We start from the raw sequence: 15,887 nt of genomic DNA on the forward strand, positions 1-15,887 counted from the left end.
CAGTTGTTCCCTGTACTTGGCTACAGTCCTTCGGGCGATATTGTATCCTTTCTGATTGAGCAATTTAACCAATTTGTCATCAGAAAGGGGTTTCTTTTTGTCTTCCTCTTCCACCAGTTTGTTGAGGACACTTTTTACCTCCCGGTTACTAACATCTTCTCCTCCATCGGTAGCGATTCCTTCCGAGAAGAAATACTTCAACGGGAATACCCCAAATTCGGTCTGTATGGATTTGCTGTTTGCCACTCGCGAGACCGTCGAAATATCCATGTCGATTTTTTCGGCAATATCTTTTAATATCATCGGACGAAGTTTGGTCTCGTCTCCGTCAATAAAAAAATCATGTTGGTAATCAAGAATTGCCTGCATGGTTTTCATCAAGGTATGCTGTCGCTGCTTGATTGCATCGATGAACCATTTTGCCGAATCCAGTTTTTGCTTAACAAAGGTAACCGTCTCCTTGAGCTTCTTGTCTTTTTTATCGCTCTTATCATACGCACTAAACATTTCAGAGTATGACCTGGATACTTTAAGTTCCGGCGCGTTCTTTGAATTCAATACAATTTCAAATTTACCGTTGGTATTGTTCAAAATAAAATCGGGAATCACGTAGTGGTTGCGCACCATTCCATCGGAAATGCCCCCGGGTTTTGGGTTTAGCCGGGTGATCAAATGAATGACTTCCTTAAGCTCCTCCTCTGTGATTCCTGCTTTTTTAAGGATCTTCTCGTAATGCTTTTTTGTAAATTCCTCGAAGCAATGCTGCACGACAAAAATGGCTTTCTCGAGCAGCGGCTCATTCGGATCGTCTCTTCTTTCAAGCTGGATTATCAGGCATTCCTGAAGGTTTCTGGCGGCAATTCCCGGAGGATCAAATCCCTGGATTTTAAGTAAAATCTCTTCTACCTCGTCCAGGTCGGTTTCCACATTTTGACTGAAAGCCAAGTCGTTGATGATGGCTTCCAAACTTCTGCGGATGTAGCCATCGTTTTCGATACTTCCGATCAGTTGTTTCCCTATCAGCCGCTGCTGCTCGTCCAACTTCAGGAAATTAAGTTGGGAAAGCAGCTGCTCGTGAAGCGTAGAATGACTTGAGATCGGCATTTCCCGTTCCTCTTCTTCTCCGGAATAATTTCCATCGCCCTGCATTTTGTACCCGCCGTATTCTTCGTTCAAATACTCGTCAATATTGATGTCTTTGTCCTCTTTTACTTCCGCACTATCCGTTGCTTCCGCAAATTCATCTGCCTGAATGTCCGAATCGGACTCCTTTCCCTCCTCAAGCGCAGGATTGACCTCCAATTCCTCCTCAATCCTTGCTTCCAACTCCGCTGTAGGCACCTGTAAAAGCTTGATAAACTGTATCTGCTGAGGAGATAACTTTTGGGATAAGATCTGATTTAAATTCAGTTTTTGCATATATTCTATTACCTGATAATGGTTAGGTAGGTATACATCAAGGGTTCGACCGCCAAACCCCTGCTTTCATTTTTCAAATTTAGGAAATAAGATCAAAATTTTGATAAAAAGCGTATTATATCGTTTTTTTGCATTCACTTTACACGCAGGCTGCGCAGGCAGTCACTTCAAGAGAAAAAGGAACCATGTCATTTAACAAGCGAATAAAAATCAAACATTTACTGGAAAATACGTTCACAGACGAAACAGTAACGGTAATGGGCTGGGTCAGAACCCGACGCAGCAACAAACACGTCACCTTCATCGCCCTGAACGATGGCTCCAGCATAAAAAATTACCAGATTGTAGCCGATCCGGAAAAAATTGATGAAGAAACACTAAAGAAAGCAAATACAGGCGCTTGCCTTAAAATAACCGGGACGGTAGTCGACTCCCAAGGCAGCGGACAACAATCGGAAATCCTGGCGGATCGGGTGGAAATCCTGGGAGAAGCCGACCCGGACAAATACCCCATACAGCCAAAAAAACATTCGCTGGAGTTTTTGCGGGAAAACGCCCATTTGCGGGTTCGAACCAATACGTTTGGGGCTATTTTTCGCATTCGCCACCATTTGGCGTTCGCTGTCCACCAGTATTTTCACCAAAAGGGCTTTTTCTACCTGCACTCCCCGATCATTACCGCCTCGGATGCCGAAGGGGCAGGTGAAACCTTTCAGGTCACTACACTGGATCTAAAAAATCCACCCAGGGACGAAAACGATGCCATCAATTTCAAAGAAGACTTCTTTGAGCGGGCAACCAACCTCACCGTTTCTGGTCAGTTAGAGGGGGAACTTGCAGCTTTGGCCCTTTCTGAAATATATACATTTGGGCCCACCTTTCGTGCTGAAAACTCCAACACCACCCGGCATCTTGCGGAATTTTGGATGATTGAGCCGGAAATGGCCTTTTACGATGCGGAGGACAACCAGGACCTGGCCGAAGAATTCCTGCAGTACATCATCGGCTTCGCACTGGAAAATTGCCCGGAAGACCTGGCCTTTCTTGACCAACGGGCAGCCGAAGAAGAAAAAAACAAAAAGGCTGAACAACGCAGCGAACTCGGCCTTATCGAACGCCTCGAATTTGTCACGAAAAATACTTTCGAACGAATTAGTTACACCGAGGCATTGGAAATCCTCCGAAACTCCAAACCCAATAAGAAGAAAAAATTCACCTTCCCCATAGACGAATGGGGCACAGACCTGCAATCCGAGCACGAAAGGTACCTGGTCGAAAAGCATTTTAAAAAACCGGTAATCATTACCGACTACCCCAAAGCGATCAAATCGTTTTACATGAAGCAAAATGACGATGGGAAAACGGTCGCTGCCATGGATATTTTGTTCCCAGGTATTGGGGAAATCATCGGTGGTTCTCAACGGGAGGAAAGGCTGGATAAGCTTACCGAGCGAATGCAGGAACTGGATATTAGCCAGGAGGAGATGTGGTGGTACCTGGACACCCGAAAATTCGGCACCGCCCCACATTCGGGCTTTGGATTGGGGTTTCGAACGATTGGTTCAATTCGTTACGGGGATGGGAAATATACGGGATGTCATTCCTTTCCCAAGAACACCCGGCAACGCCGAGTTTTGAATAAAAAAGGTCTTACTGAAGCCGCCTTCCGTTACCACCATTTATTCGAATGAAGGCAATGGCTTCAGGGACAGAAACGCTCAACCCGTACACGTATCGCGCTTGTTTGGGTTTCTTTCCGTTTCGCCAATCGCCGCATTACGGAAACAATCGGAAAATACGCGTAGAAATCAATCCAAAAAACCCGGTTGGAAACCATAGGCTGCAGGGCCCGACAATTTACGAAGGTTGGTACAAGACGAGGAGAAAAAAAGACCTGCCCATTTGCTCCTGTGGGTAGAGAAATCAGTAAGTCGAAGGATTAAACGGCCCCTACAAATTCACGATACATCCAGCAGGTTCTCATTTAAAAATGCGGTTGAAGTTTAATTGCTTGAGTTTAGGTAATAGTTCGGTTTAATTCTTATATTAGAAAGTGGAAACGTTTTTAAAATACCTAAAAATTGAAGGAATTGGTGGTCATGTCATCCGCATTTCTTTGGCCTGTTTGCTGCTGTTTGGTGGCTTTACCAAGCTAAAACTGATCGGTGCGTTAGAGTACAGCCTCTTTTGGGCCATTTTACTCGCTGGGATCGAAACCTTCGCGGCTTTTGGACTTCTGATTCATTACAAAAAACCGTTGATCGGCCTGGTGGGTGGAACACTTGCCATCTTGTCAATTTTCATCCGGGTGGTATTTTCCATCGAATGGGTGCGGGGCCATATTCTTCGAACGGATTCCTTTCTCTCTGCGTTAAATTCCATTTTTGGAATCTACAACAACGGTCTTTTTCACATTGCCCTGCTTTTTGGTGCCGCCATTTACTGCCTGGGCAATTCGTACAAGGCCTACATTACCGAACGGATTACCCGTCCCTTTCCCCACTGACAAATCACTCTTCCTGAAAAGACATTTCCGGCGTGTACAAAAGCTCACGGTTTTGGAAGTCATAGAGCGTCAGCCTTCTTAACTCAAAATACGCAGTCCAATAATCGCGGAGGGATTCCACGTATCTCCGTCTGTTCTCGTCCTTCTCCCGTTGGGCGATTCCCAGGTCGGTAATGGACACATTTCCACTCTGGTACCTGCGAAATGATATTTCGTATCGTTTATCCGCTACCAGATCGGAGGTCTTGGTAATCTCCAGTCGGTCTTTGAGCATGATGAAATTCCGAACCCTGGTGAATATTTCCTGCTCGAAGTTGATGATTTCCTGCTCTATTTCAAATTCCGTAAGTTTTTGATTGGCCTTTGCCATGCTCATACGGGCTTTGTTCCGACCCCAATCCAAAATAGGCACACCAATGCTCAGATTAACAAGCGCCTGTGTATTGGGGTTCGTGTAGATATCTCCCCACATCAGGGCTGCCTTGTTGTACCCATAGCTGGCATTCAGGTTCATCTGAAAGCGTTGTCCCCGCGCCTGCGCTACGTCTGCCTCCGCTTCCAATCGCTGCCTTTCGAAACTAATGGCATCGGATCGATTTTGAAACGCATATTCTATCGCTTCTTCCACCTTCACTTCAAATTCCGGAATTTCATCTGGTAGCTTGAGGTTTAAGGTGGTATTTTCGTTCAGGCCGATGTACGATTTCAAGCGAAGGGAGGAGGCTTCCATATCCAAACGGGCCTGTGCCACATCCTGCCGGGCTTCCAACACCTGCAGTTCGACCTGTAGCAGTTTATCTTCGTAGGTGGTACCGATATTGTATCGACCCTGTTCGATCTTTAAAATCGCTTCGGAGTTTTGCAGGTTCTTCGTAGCAATATCCAGGTTTACCTGGGCCACTAAAAAATCAAAAAACATCTGGGTTACCCGCTCGCTGATCTGTTCCATCTCTTCCACAAACTCTCGCTTGCTTTCTTCGTAACGAATGGGTTCGATCTTTCGGTCCCACTTGAAGGGGTTAAAGGCAAAAATGGGCTGGGACAGGCGAATGTTTACCGGAACGCCACTCCAGCGTGTCTGGTTTTCGGAATCCGATGCCAGAAAATTATCGAAACGGTTCGTCGAACTATTCACCGAAATGATACCGCCGGTAGGCCCAATCACCTGGCGTAGTCCCAATTCCAAATCCACCAAATTTTGTCGTACTTCCCGGAATTCGATGGTACCGTCCGGCTGGGTCACGTTATTGAAAGCCTGGGAGTATTGCGGCAAGGTACCCTCCAGGCGCAACTGTGGATTAAAATTGGATTGGTAAAGCCGATAGCTCCAGTACCTATTTTCCCTGCGCGTATCTGCATTCAGGGCAGCAGGAGACTGTTGTTTGGCCCGTAAGATGATCTCCTCCAACGTATAGGAAACGACCTGCTGGGATTGGACAGAAAAAATGATCGCTAAAAACACAACGATCAGGGTAGGTAGAAATAGTTTATTCATAGCGTAAAGAGGTTATCGGATCCTGACTGGCTGCTCGCTTGGCCGGGGTAATTCCAAACACCAACCCAACCGTGGCGGCCACTCCAAATGACAATACGATGGAGCTCATGGTAATGACCGTAGGAAATTCTGCAAAGGTAGACACCAAATGCGCCAGAATTATCCCGAGAATCACGCCAATCAGCCCGCCCGAAACACTGATCATTATGGATTCAAATAGAAACTGATTCACAATATCGTTCTTTTTTGCTCCTAACGAAAGTCTTAGGCCAATTTCTTTTATTCTTTCCATCACGGAGGCCAACATGATGTTCATGATTCCAATACCTCCGACCAGCAAGGAAATCCCGGCAATGGCTCCCAGTACAATATTGAAGATGTTTTGGGTCCGCTGTTGCTGTTTAAGTAAAAGCTCGGGTATGGTAATCTCAAAATCCACTACGTTGAAATGCCGTCGCTCGAGCATTTTCGCCAATACCTCGGCGGTGGGGTTCAATAATTCGCTGTCGGAAACTTGAATAACCATCTTATCCAGCTGGTGGTAATTACTGGATCCGCTGTTGCTGTCGTTCAGTCTTGATTCGGTAACCAGGTCCCGGTTTTTATAGCGGATAAGCATGGTTTGAATGGGAACGTAAACATCCATATTGAAGTCTCGTATCCCCAACTTGGATATACTTGACTCAGACACGATCCGCTCTTCTAAAATTCCCACTACTTCCAGCCATTGGTTGCCGCTTTTAATTTTTTCCCCAATCGGGCTTTCGTTTGGAAAAAAACGAGCCGCCACGTTTCGGCCAATGATACAAACCGGGTCCCCTTTGACGAGATTTTTCTCACTAAACATTCTGCCCTCCCTTAGCTTGAAATCCAGCACGTCAAAATAGGCGGGAGTTACGCCCACGAGTTTTGCGGACCTACGGACCCCGCTTTTTACTATATAGGTATCCAACACAATTTCCGGGCTGATTTTACTAATGCCAGGGATGATCTCGCGAATTGACTCTGCATCCTGTATTTTTAGGCCGGGAGAAAACTTATTGCGTTCTTTTTCCAAGCTGCTATTCTCGTCCACTTGCTCCTCTACCTGCTCTACTACCGGTACGACCACAATGTTGTTTACCCCTACCAGTTTGATCTGTTCCATGATTTCCTGCTGGGCTCCGGTACCAATGGCCAGCATGGCGATGACTGCCGCTACCCCGAAAATGATACCCAGGGCGGTCAGCAAGGAACGTACCTTATTGGCTAGCACTGCCTCAAAGGCAATGTAAAAATTGGCGATAAGCCTTTCGTTAATCATAGGTTTGATAGGATAAGGAATTCGTATTCACTGCAGTTACGGGTCACGGAGAGGGCATAGAAGACCTTCTGCCAGCCGATGAGGCTTCCGCCACAGGTTCTTCCTCCTCCTGTTTATCCCGATTTCGTTTGCCGTTTAGCTCTTCCAATAAATTAACGGTAAGATTACTTCCCCAATTGGGTGTATTCAAGTAGACATAGTCTCCGGCATTCAGCCCTTTTTCAATGACCACGTCGTTGGCATTTGTCATCCCCAGAAGTACTTCCTGTTTGACGCCATTTCGCATGTAAACATAATTGATGCTGTCGTTTTCTACGTTTACAGCTTCCAGGGGCACGTACAAGACGTCGTCCAACTGGTCAGCGATAATGGTATTGCTCGAAGTCATGGACGGTCTTAGCATGGGATCACTCTCGTTGACAATAACCATTACTTCAAACACTTTTGCGTCAGAGTTTGGCCGTTGTTGTCCGACATTTGCCACTTTGGTTACCTCTCCGGTGTATTTTTTATCCGGAAAAGCATCCATTCCCAGTTCCACCTGCTGACCTACTCTTACCCTCCGAATGTCCACTTCATTGACGTAAGTAATGCTCTGCATGGTGGTAAGGTCGGGCAAAGTCGCGACAACCGGGTTCCAGGAGGTAATCTGTGAGCCTTCCTTCACCTTATTGCCTCTGTAATCCACGTAGATCACCATGCCATCCTGCGGGGCAGTTACGACAAATTTATCAAGCACTTCTACCATTTGATTCACTTCCAATTCATCTTCCCGAAGCTTTGCGGCAATTTCCATCATTCTGGCCTTTTCCTGAAGACTCTTAATGCGGTACCGCTCTCGGGCCTGATCAAGCTCTCTTTTGGCTTTTTCTACGTTGTACTCGTTCTGTTTGATGATCGCTGGCGGCTCAAACTGGGATTGCTCGAGTATCAGCTCCTGCTCCTGTACGATGTACTCCTGATTGAGAATATTGTCTCGTTCTACCCGTAAGTTCAGTGAGGTATCCAATTGGATTTGCTCGTATTGGGCCCGGGTTTGTTCCAGATCCAGCCGCCGGTCCTCCAGACGTCCAAACAATTCTGTTTTGTCAATCGAGCAGATAAAATCTCCCTTTTTTACGACCGTACCTTCATCCACCATCTTGTCAATGGTGAAATTCCCGATTCTGAATCGCCTGGCCTCTGCCGGACCGAAGACCTGCACCGAACGCAAGGCCTCCAATTCGCCGGTTGTAGTGATTTCCACCCGAAACTCGCCTTTCTTGACGCTGGCAAGAATATCGTTCTCTACCCCGGCACTACCCGAAGCAAAAAAGAAGTAAAGCGCGCCGATCACGACCACACTTCCAATCGCTACGTAAATTAAATTCTTTTTCATTTTCCTGTCTTTTACTGACTCAAAGGTAGCTTTTTCATCCATCAAGTCCTTCCCAATGAGCCTTTTATTTGTCCATTAACATAAAATGTAATTTTAAACCTATTTCGTTCGTAGACCTTTTTTGATGATCGCGGGTAGCATTCCTGCCAAACAACCTCGTGTCTCTAAAATCCATAGAAACGTATAGGGTTCCGTTTCATTGGCTATATTTGTCGCATGAAATCTCTAATCAGTTGGACGATTCGATACGTTCCGCGAAGGTACTTGCAGCTTTTCAGCCATTTTTTTTTACGATTGGCGGCGGTATTTTACCGTGGAAATGCCGTCCACTGCCCCATATGCGAACGGAGTTTCCGAAAGTTTTTACCCTATGGTAGAGTGGGCAGGGACAACGCCCTCTGCCCCAATTGCCTGGGATTGGAGCGGCACCGGCTCATGTGGTTGTTTCTCAAACAGGAAACTGATTTTTTCAAAAATCCGCTGAAAGTACTTCACATAGCACCGGAATTGTGCTTTTTGGGACGTTTTGAAGCGCTGGACAATCTGGAATACATTACCGGTGATTTGGAATCCCCCCTTGCCACAATCAAAATGGACATCCACCAGATCCCGTTCCCCGATAATAGCTTCGACGTGGTGTTTTCCAATCATGTGCTGGAACACGTGGAAAACGACATCGAAGCCTGCAAGGAAATCAATCGGGTACTGAAACCCGGTGGATGGGGAATCGTTCAGTCTCCGGTATACGATATGGAAAAAACCATCGAAGATCCCACCCTCACGGATCCTTCCGAAAGGGAGCGTGTTTTCGGCCAGCGAGACCATGTACGAAAATATGGAACCGACTATGCGGCCCGGCTGAGCACTTCCGGGTTGACTGTAACGGAAATCCCATTTGTCCAAACCCTGGATCCCTCCCTGATTAAAAAGCATGCGCTCCCGGAAAAGGAGCTGATATATTTAGCCAGGAAAAGCTAAACAATCCCCCGCCACGGACACTTTCGGAAAGCCAGGCGGCGATTATCGCAGGGCCAGTTTTTCCAATAGAATCGCAACAATGCGGCTGGCCGTCTTTCCATCCCACCGTTCAGGTACCTGCCCCTGTTTCCAGTTTCCGGAAAACAGTTTTTCCATGGCCGGAGGGATGGCTTTGGGATCGGTTCCGATCAGCTCATTCGTACCCTCTGTAATGGTTTCTGGTCTCTCGGTATTGTCCCGGAGAGTCATGCAGGGAATGCCCATTACGGTAGTTTCTTCGGTAATTCCCCCTGAATCGGTCACCACTGCCTTGGACCGCTCTACCAGGTAATTGAATTCCAGGTAGCCGAGTGGATCTATCATGTGAAGGCGCTCGTGTCCGATGCCGATATGCTGTAGCATCTTTTTTGTTCGCGGATGCACCGGGAAGACGAGCGGCAAATCCAATGTATGGTCCACGATTTTTTGGATCAATTCCCTGAGCTTTTCCTCCTGATCTACATTGGCTGGCCGGTGTAATGTCATGACCAGGTACTTCCCCTCTTCCAGGCCCAACCGATTCCACACCTCCGGTCGTTGAAAACGCGGGCGATGTTTGAGTAAGGTATCGATCATGGTATTGCCAACAAAAAAAATGCGTTCCTCTCCAACGCCCGAATTTTTCAGATTGGCATTGGCCACCTTAGACGTAGTGAAAAAATAATTGGTAATGCTGTCGGTCACCATTCGATTGATTTCTTCGGGCATGGTCCAGTCTCCCGAACGGATACCTGCCTCTACATGCGCCACTTTTACATGCAGCTTTTGCGCCGTGATGGCACAGGCCATGGTCGAAGTGACGTCCCCTACCACCAGACAAAGATCGGGTTTGTTTTTTTCCATGAGTAATTTTTCGTACCCAATCATGATGGCTGCCGTCTGCTCGGCCTGACTGCCACCTCCGGCACCCAGGTTCACATCCGGCGCCGGAATTCCCAATTGCTCAAAAAAACTACCCGACATGTTTTTGTCGTAATGCTGTCCGGTATGAATCAGCCGAAAATCAATGATGCCCTTGCCCGCATCGGACGCCTCCCGAATCGCGTCAATGATAGGGGAAATCTTCATAAAATTGGGTCTCGCACCCGCGATCAAATCTATGCGTACCATGAATCAAAAATTTAATTTCCCAAGTTAGCAAAATAAACCGGATACCCGGAGAAAACCGGTCAGGCTATGGTCCGATCGAATCGAATATTTCCAGTTTCCACCTACCTAAATTCCGGAGCCTTGCGGTGATTGGTACCTTGTTCGAATCCGTAAGCTATTTCTAGCAGAACAGGCTCAGACCAGGCCGTCCCGAAGATGGAGATTCCCACGGGCAACCCATTCACAAATCCCATAGGCAGGGAAATGTTGGGGTAACCTGCGTGTGCTGCCGGGGAAGAACTACCCAACTGAAACGAGTCGCCGTTGATGGGGTCGGTCTTCCAGGCCGGGCTTCCGGTAGGCGCGACGATGGCCTGCAGCTGATTTTCCTTCAGCACCTTGTCGATGCCCTCTTCTCTGCTCATTCGGAGCATGGCTGACAGAGCTTCCCGATACGCTGCTTCCTCCAGCCCTCCTTTTTTCTGCGCCTCTTCCAAATAAAACTGGTTATAGTGTCGCAGTTCGATGCTATCTCCTGCATTAAAGGCGATCAGTTCTTCCAGATTCTTGATCGGAGCATCGGGGCCCAGCGAAGAAAAATAGGCATTCAAGCCCTCTTTGTACTCGTAAAGCATTACTTGCAGCGAATGGGTGCCAGTACCTGAAGGTTCGACCTGGTCAATGGGAATAATTCCCGCACCCTGGCGCTCCATAAAGGCCACTGCCTCTTCCATCAATTGATCCACCTTGAAATTCCTTCCCGAAGGCCCTTTAAACCAGCCGATTCGTTTCCCTTTCAATCCGTCCGCTTTCAGAAACTGTAGGTAATCCCGTTGGTAATTACCGGCACTGGCCAGCGTTTTTGCATCTTCCGGATCGACACCCACCAGACTTTCCAGTGCCAATGCGGCGTCCTTTAGAGTCCTCGCCATTGGCCCGGGAGTATCTTGTGTGTAGGAAATGGGTATCACGCCAGACCGACTCACCAGACCCACGGTAGGTTTGATGCCCACAATCCCATTGGCATGCGCGGGACAAACGATGGATCCATTGGTTTCTGTCCCGATCGCCAGCACGCATAAATTCGCCGAAACGGCAACCGCGGAGCCGGAACTGGACCCACAGGGATTTCTATCCAAAATGTAGGGGTTTTTGGTTTGCCCGCCAATCCCGCTCCATCCGCTGCTGGATAGTTGTCCCCGAAAATTGGCCCACTCGCTTAAATTGGCTTTTCCCAGAATCACCGCACCCGACTCCCTTAGTTTCTTTGCTACAAAACTGTCTTTCGTTGGCTTGGATCCGGCCAGTGCCCGTGAACCCGCCGTGGTGGCCATTGCATCGTGCGTATCCAGGTTGTCCTTCAGTAGTACCGGGATCCCAAACAAGGGTCCTTCTGCTTTTCCGGAGGCCAAAAGCCGGTCCAGGGAATCGGCCAGGGTTAGCGCATCGGGATTGACCTGCAATACCGAATTTAATTCCGGGCCGGATTGGTCCAAGGCCTCAATTCTGGACAGGTACGCCTCGACCACCGCTCTCACGGTCAAAGACCCCGCAGCGTAGGCATCCTGAAAATCCCCGATTTCCCATTCTTCGTAAGGGAAATCCCCCACTGCGCTGTCCCGATTATTGGATGCATTGCACGCAACGCCTATCGCAAGGACGGATAGCAGTGCCAATTTTCCCAATATTTTTAGTTTAGCCAGGCTCATGATGTGATTGGTTTTATTGTTTACGTTTGTTGCCCACGGCACGAACCAAGGCGGACTCCCCCTGGTGAAAGTCACCTTCCTCCAGGTGATCAGTGACCGCTTCCAATTGTTCCCATTCGAAATCGGGGAAATCCTCGCGTAGCATATCGAGGGAAAATAGCATGCGTTCGTCTTTAGGTCCGCCCGCTTTTGGATTCAGGCGACTGAACATTAGGTGTTCCTTTCGAAAGCCTTCAATCAACAATTTGCCTCCCGGTCTTACAAAAGATGCCAATTTGCGGTGAAAGGTAGCACGTACGTTTTCGGGAAAATGGGCAAAAAATAAACCCATCAAATCAAAGGAATCGGCATCGTAAATCACGTCACTCGTATCGCTCACCTCATAGTGGATAGAGACCTGATTTTTTTCGGCGAGCCGATCCGCTTTTTTCTTTCCCTCTTCGCTAAAATCAAAGGCCCACACCTCCCAGCCAAGGCTAGCCGCAAACACAGCATTCCTACCCTCTCCTTCCGCCGGCAGCAATAGCTTACCTGGTTTAAGGGAAGCTATTTTTGAGGCAAAAAATGCATTGGGTTTCTCTCCGTAAATATAATCTGTAGCTTTATACCGTTCGTTCCAAAATGTTTTCATGTATTCCTCCTGAATGGTTTCTATTTCTTACCTTCGAATACGCCTCGACGGCTATAGCCGGGAAATATTCTTTCGCATCAAAAGTTACCAATAAAAATGGAAAAGTCTGTGATTCTTGTCCTATTCCTACTCTCTCTAACCTGCCCTAAGGGCTTGGGTCAGGAAAACCCATTCCTGCGTGATTTTTTGGTACGCTGGGACCAATCCAAAGCCTACCTGCTTGCCGTCGCCGAAGCGATGCCCGAGGAAAACTATTTCCAACCGCCTTACCCGGAGGGTAAGAGTTTTGCCGAACAGCTCATGCACATCGCCGTCATCATCGACTGGCATGCCTTCAGCAAATTTGGGGGAAGCGAAGCAGCTATACGCTGGGAGGATTTTCGGGAACAGGGTAAAAACAAGGCCCAACTGATTCATGAAGTGGCTCGGGAATTTGACCGGACAAAACAGCTAATCGAGGGATTCGATCCGGACAAACTGGACGAAACTGCCTCGTATGGGAAGTTTAGCCGAACCAGAAGGCAATTTCTTTTGCTGCTTGCTGACCATGTGACGCATCACCGCGCCCAACTGATCGTTTATCTCAGATTGCAAAACATTCAACCGCCGGACTACATCAATTTCCAATAACGGTTAGGGCTCGCTTTTCCGATTTCTCCAGACCCAGTTCGCTACTCCTGTAGTTTACAATCAGGGAATAGGTGCCATCCATGGCTTCCCGTCCATTTATCAAACCATCCCAGGAACAGGCAGGGCTTGCTTGTCCGCCGCTGCCTTCGCAATAAAAAATCAACTCTCCGGTACGGGTGTAGATAAATACCTCGATCCAATCTATTTCCGAAGCAGCAAAAACTCTGAATTGGCGCTGCGAATCGCCTGGGATCAGGGCATTTGGATAACGAACAAGTATCACACAATCTTCGTCCACCTGAAATGAGTGCTCCTGAGCACATCCGGTTTCATCTACCACTTCCAGTGTATACGCTCCGGGCGCTTGCGGCATATAGCTACTCGCTTCGCTCAGCAGACTGTCTTCCAGGTACCATTGGTAGGTTTCAAACGTACCTGGATTTAATGTTGGACGCCTGTTTTCCGCACTGCAGATGGAGTAAGAGTCAGCTAAATCTATCGCGGCAGGAACAATTTCCACCACCTCGTATGCCGCACCAAATAACCTGCAGTTAATCTCGTTTCGCAATACTACTTCATAGGTCCCTGGCTCATCCACTTCGATTTCCAGTTGATCATCAAAGTCAAAAAGCCAGGTATTGTCCCCACTTTCCTCAATTTTGTACCACTCAACTTTTTCAACGGCGGAGCCGCTTACTTCTGCCTGTAAAAGCGAAACGGACCCCTCTCCACAGATGGGCGAACCCGTCACGGATGCCAGGGCATCGTTTTCCGGAATCACTACCTCAAAACGTACAGGGGACACCGGACAGGCACTACTTCCCCTGGGCTGCACCTCGAGAAGGAAATTTCCCGTAGAAGGAGGAAAAAACTCCAACTCTCTTCCCAGGATCGTTCGGTCTTCCCGCATCCACCGGATGATGTATTGATTGGGGTTTTCTCCAAAAAGTTCGACACCAAAAATCTGATTTCCGAAGCAGTTGATGGTGCGCTGGGTATAATCGTACTGAACGGGTTCATTTACTACCACCTCAATTGCCCTGGTTCTGGGACATAAGACCACAGCGGGATCTGCCGGGCTTCCCGTGAGGCGGTAGGTACCGGTCTGATCAAGCAAAAACCCGCCTCCTTGAGAAGTAATTTCGCTACCATCCGGAGCTACCATCCGGAATTGCAGGGATTGGTTGGATTCGGGAACCAAGGTATATTGCTGGCAAACGGTGAGGTTTGCCGGAACAGAGAAGTTAACCTGCTGCGCGCCTGTCATTTGATAGGTCTGTGACCGGGTCGCACTGCATCCACTTTCATCACTCACGCCCACCGTATACGTTCCCGTGGGCACTTCTACTTCTACTTGAGTTTGGTTTTGGAACCCTCCTTGAAAAAGTTGTCCGTTCGCTCCGGCGATTCGATACGACCCCGACACCGATAGTCCTTTGAAATCCAAGGTTAAAACACCTCGCTGCACCCCCGAGGCGGTACAAACGGATGGTGTCGAGGTTACTTCGAAGTCGATTCCCTGGCCTGGATTTTCGTTTTCGATGCTGATGGAACGGCTTAGCTGACAATCTCCCAATCTGGCCGTCACCGTGTACACGCCTGGCTCAAGAGCGGTAACGGTACGCACTTCTCCCTGCGCGATTTGGTTGATGGTCTGTGCCTGTCCGCCTGAAATTTGCACGGAAGTCAGGGGAGTAATTGCCTCAATTTCAAAAATACCCGTGGGCGATTCACAACTTTCGGCGTCATTTCGTTTGGTGAGGGTAAACTCCGGAGCGTCCCGAACCTCCAGGTCAAAGGATTGCTCCACGTTACATCCAGGTCTCTCTGCATCCTCCACACTAAAAAAAATAGTATAATTGCCCAATCCTTCCAGATCATCGGTATTCAGAGCCAGTTCAAATGCGTTTTCAAGGAAAGTACGGTCGGAAGCGCCTTCCTTTTGGTAAAACCAAGCGGCCAGGTAAGGTGCATCCGGCCGGTAATTGACTGTACTTCCCAGGCAGGCTACGGAAGACGATGCCTGTACGGAAACGGAAATGGAGGGACCAACAAATGTAGTGGCAACTGCCTCGCAAGCTATGGACGTTACTTTTGCAAAATACCGTCCCGGCTCGGTCGCTATGTAGGTATTTCCGGTTCCCAACACGGTATTGGCAGGGTTGAGCCATTCGATCGTGTAGCGACCGCTATTGGCATCCGTCGCTTCCAGCGCCTGTAGGGTGACCGGGTCATTCCCACAAAACACCACATCCGTAGGCAAAACAAAGGAAGGCCCTCGCTCCACCGTAACGGATTGAGAAGCCTGGTAGTAATTCTGGTCACTCCCCCGAATCACGCGTAGACTGACGGTAAAGACGCCGGTAGCGGTAAATGGAAACGAAATGTCCTGGGACGCGGCTCCGCCAGATTCGTAAAAAACCTCAAAACCGCTGGCATCGGTGATGCTCCAGATGTAGCGATCCGTACCCGGATCCCCGCCCGCGGAAAAGTCCGCATAGGCAAATCCTCCATTCAGGCAAACCCCTTCCGGACCCTGTAATTGAGGTTCAGTGAAAAAACCGGACATTCGGTGGCTTTCTGCAGAAAAAGCAACCAATAAAACCACCAAGAATGGCAAAAAAGATACTACCTGACGAGCCGACACCTGCAAATGGTATAAATGATTAATAGATACGTTTTGTTACACTACCGACAGTCCCGCCCGATT

At 48.3% G+C, this 15,887-nt stretch carries 12 protein-coding genes (1 of these 12 cut by a window edge); 4 read left to right on the forward strand and 8 right to left on the reverse strand.

Going from position 1 to position 15,887, the window contains the following annotated elements:
- Window positions 1–1,419, reverse strand: the 5' portion of a protein-coding gene (gene rpoN, locus ABWH99_RS20355) for an RNA polymerase factor sigma-54 (protein WP_375583634.1). The gene continues 36 nt to the left of window position 1, outside the view; the window shows 1,419 of its 1,455 coding nt (coding positions 1–1,419); its start codon is at window positions 1,417–1,419; its stop codon lies off the left edge, out of view.
- Window positions 1,420–1,547: 128 nt separating this feature from the next.
- Between rpoN and asnS the strand changes: the two genes are divergently transcribed.
- Both asnS and ABWH99_RS20365 read left to right on the forward strand, forming a co-directional pair.
- Complete coding sequence (asnS, locus tag ABWH99_RS20360; protein ID WP_375583635.1) at window positions 1,548–3,110, forward strand: asparagine--tRNA ligase; 1,563 nt, start codon at window positions 1,548–1,550, stop codon at window positions 3,108–3,110.
- A gap of 362 nt (window positions 3,111–3,472) precedes the next feature.
- Window positions 3,473–3,925 (forward strand): hypothetical protein, encoded by a 453-nt coding sequence (locus tag ABWH99_RS20365; RefSeq protein ID WP_375583636.1) that lies wholly within the window; start codon window positions 3,473–3,475, stop codon window positions 3,923–3,925.
- A 4-nt stretch (window positions 3,926–3,929) separates the two neighbouring features.
- On the opposite strand, the gene ABWH99_RS20370 is transcribed toward ABWH99_RS20365, so the two are convergent.
- From ABWH99_RS20370 to ABWH99_RS20380, 3 genes are read right to left on the reverse strand one after another with little or no spacing between them, the layout of a single operon-like run.
- Complete coding sequence (locus ABWH99_RS20370) at window positions 3,930–5,420, reverse strand: TolC family protein (protein ID WP_375583637.1); 1,491 nt, start codon at window positions 5,418–5,420, stop codon at window positions 3,930–3,932.
- Window positions 5,413–6,723, reverse strand: a complete 1,311-nt coding sequence (locus tag ABWH99_RS20375; RefSeq protein ID WP_375583638.1) for an ABC transporter permease — start codon at window positions 6,721–6,723, stop codon at window positions 5,413–5,415. The genes ABWH99_RS20370 and ABWH99_RS20375 overlap by 8 nt, the downstream gene beginning before the upstream one ends.
- 43 nt (window positions 6,724–6,766) lie before the next feature.
- Window positions 6,767–8,101 carry an efflux RND transporter periplasmic adaptor subunit gene (locus tag ABWH99_RS20380; protein WP_375583639.1) on the reverse strand — a complete coding sequence of 445 codons (1,335 nt, stop codon included), beginning with the start codon at window positions 8,099–8,101 and terminating at the stop codon, window positions 6,767–6,769.
- 216 nt (window positions 8,102–8,317) lie between these two features.
- Here ABWH99_RS20380 and ABWH99_RS20385 point away from each other — a divergent pair, with 216 nt between their 5' ends.
- A complete protein-coding gene (locus ABWH99_RS20385; RefSeq protein WP_375583640.1) occupies window positions 8,318–9,079 on the forward strand; it encodes a class I SAM-dependent methyltransferase in 762 nt (253 codons plus the stop codon).
- A 42-nt stretch (window positions 9,080–9,121) separates the two neighbouring features.
- Here the strand turns inward: ABWH99_RS20385 and wecB are convergent, their stop codons facing one another.
- From wecB to ABWH99_RS20400, 3 genes are all read right to left on the reverse strand, one after another.
- Entirely contained in the window at window positions 9,122–10,228 is a 1,107-nt protein-coding gene (gene wecB, locus ABWH99_RS20390) for a non-hydrolyzing UDP-N-acetylglucosamine 2-epimerase (RefSeq protein WP_375583641.1), read from the reverse strand.
- A 101-nt stretch (window positions 10,229–10,329) separates the two neighbouring features.
- Window positions 10,330–11,916 (reverse strand): amidase, encoded by a 1,587-nt coding sequence (locus ABWH99_RS20395; protein WP_375583642.1) that lies wholly within the window; start codon window positions 11,914–11,916, stop codon window positions 10,330–10,332.
- A gap of 13 nt (window positions 11,917–11,929) precedes the next feature.
- A complete protein-coding gene (locus ABWH99_RS20400) occupies window positions 11,930–12,547 on the reverse strand; it encodes a class I SAM-dependent methyltransferase (RefSeq protein WP_375583643.1) in 618 nt (205 codons plus the stop codon).
- Window positions 12,548–12,643: 96 nt separating this feature from the next.
- On the opposite strand from ABWH99_RS20400, the gene ABWH99_RS20405 reads away from it, so the two are divergent.
- Window positions 12,644–13,177 (forward strand): DinB family protein, encoded by a 534-nt coding sequence (locus ABWH99_RS20405; protein WP_375583644.1) that lies wholly within the window; start codon window positions 12,644–12,646, stop codon window positions 13,175–13,177.
- On the opposite strand, the gene ABWH99_RS20410 is transcribed toward ABWH99_RS20405, so the two are convergent.
- Window positions 13,164–15,746, reverse strand: coding sequence for a hypothetical protein (locus ABWH99_RS20410; RefSeq protein ID WP_375583645.1), 2,583 nt, complete (start codon window positions 15,744–15,746; stop codon window positions 13,164–13,166). The genes ABWH99_RS20405 and ABWH99_RS20410 overlap by 14 nt on opposite strands.
- Window positions 15,747–15,887: the final 141 nt, after the last annotated feature.

The sequence above is a fragment of the Cyclobacterium xiamenense genome, from assembly GCF_042140265.1.
In the GTDB taxonomy this organism is placed as follows: domain Bacteria; phylum Bacteroidota; class Bacteroidia; order Cytophagales; family Cyclobacteriaceae; genus Cyclobacterium; species Cyclobacterium xiamenense_A.

Bases quoted from the DNA above. Each gene is read 5' to 3' on its own strand.
- ABWH99_RS20375 (WP_375583638.1), bottom strand. From the start codon at position 6,723: ATGATTAACGAAAGGCTTATCGCCAATTTTTACATTGCCTTTGAGGCA.
- wecB (WP_375583641.1), bottom strand. From the start codon at position 10,228: ATGGTACGCATAGATTTGATCGCGGGTGCGAGACCCAATTTTATGAAG.
- ABWH99_RS20385 (WP_375583640.1), top strand. From the start codon at position 8,318: ATGAAATCTCTAATCAGTTGGACGATTCGATACGTTCCGCGAAGGTAC.
- ABWH99_RS20405 (WP_375583644.1), top strand. From the start codon at position 12,644: ATGGAAAAGTCTGTGATTCTTGTCCTATTCCTACTCTCTCTAACCTGC.
- ABWH99_RS20400 (WP_375583643.1), bottom strand. From the start codon at position 12,547: ATGAAAACATTTTGGAACGAACGGTATAAAGCTACAGATTATATTTAC.
- ABWH99_RS20380 (WP_375583639.1), bottom strand. From the start codon at position 8,101: ATGAAAAAGAATTTAATTTACGTAGCGATTGGAAGTGTGGTCGTGATC.
- ABWH99_RS20410 (WP_375583645.1), bottom strand. From the start codon at position 15,746: ATGTCCGGTTTTTTCACTGAACCTCAATTACAGGGTCCGGAAGGGGTT.
- ABWH99_RS20370 (WP_375583637.1), bottom strand. From the start codon at position 5,420: ATGAATAAACTATTTCTACCTACCCTGATCGTTGTGTTTTTAGCGATC.
- ABWH99_RS20395 (WP_375583642.1), bottom strand. From the start codon at position 11,916: ATGAGCCTGGCTAAACTAAAAATATTGGGAAAATTGGCACTGCTATCC.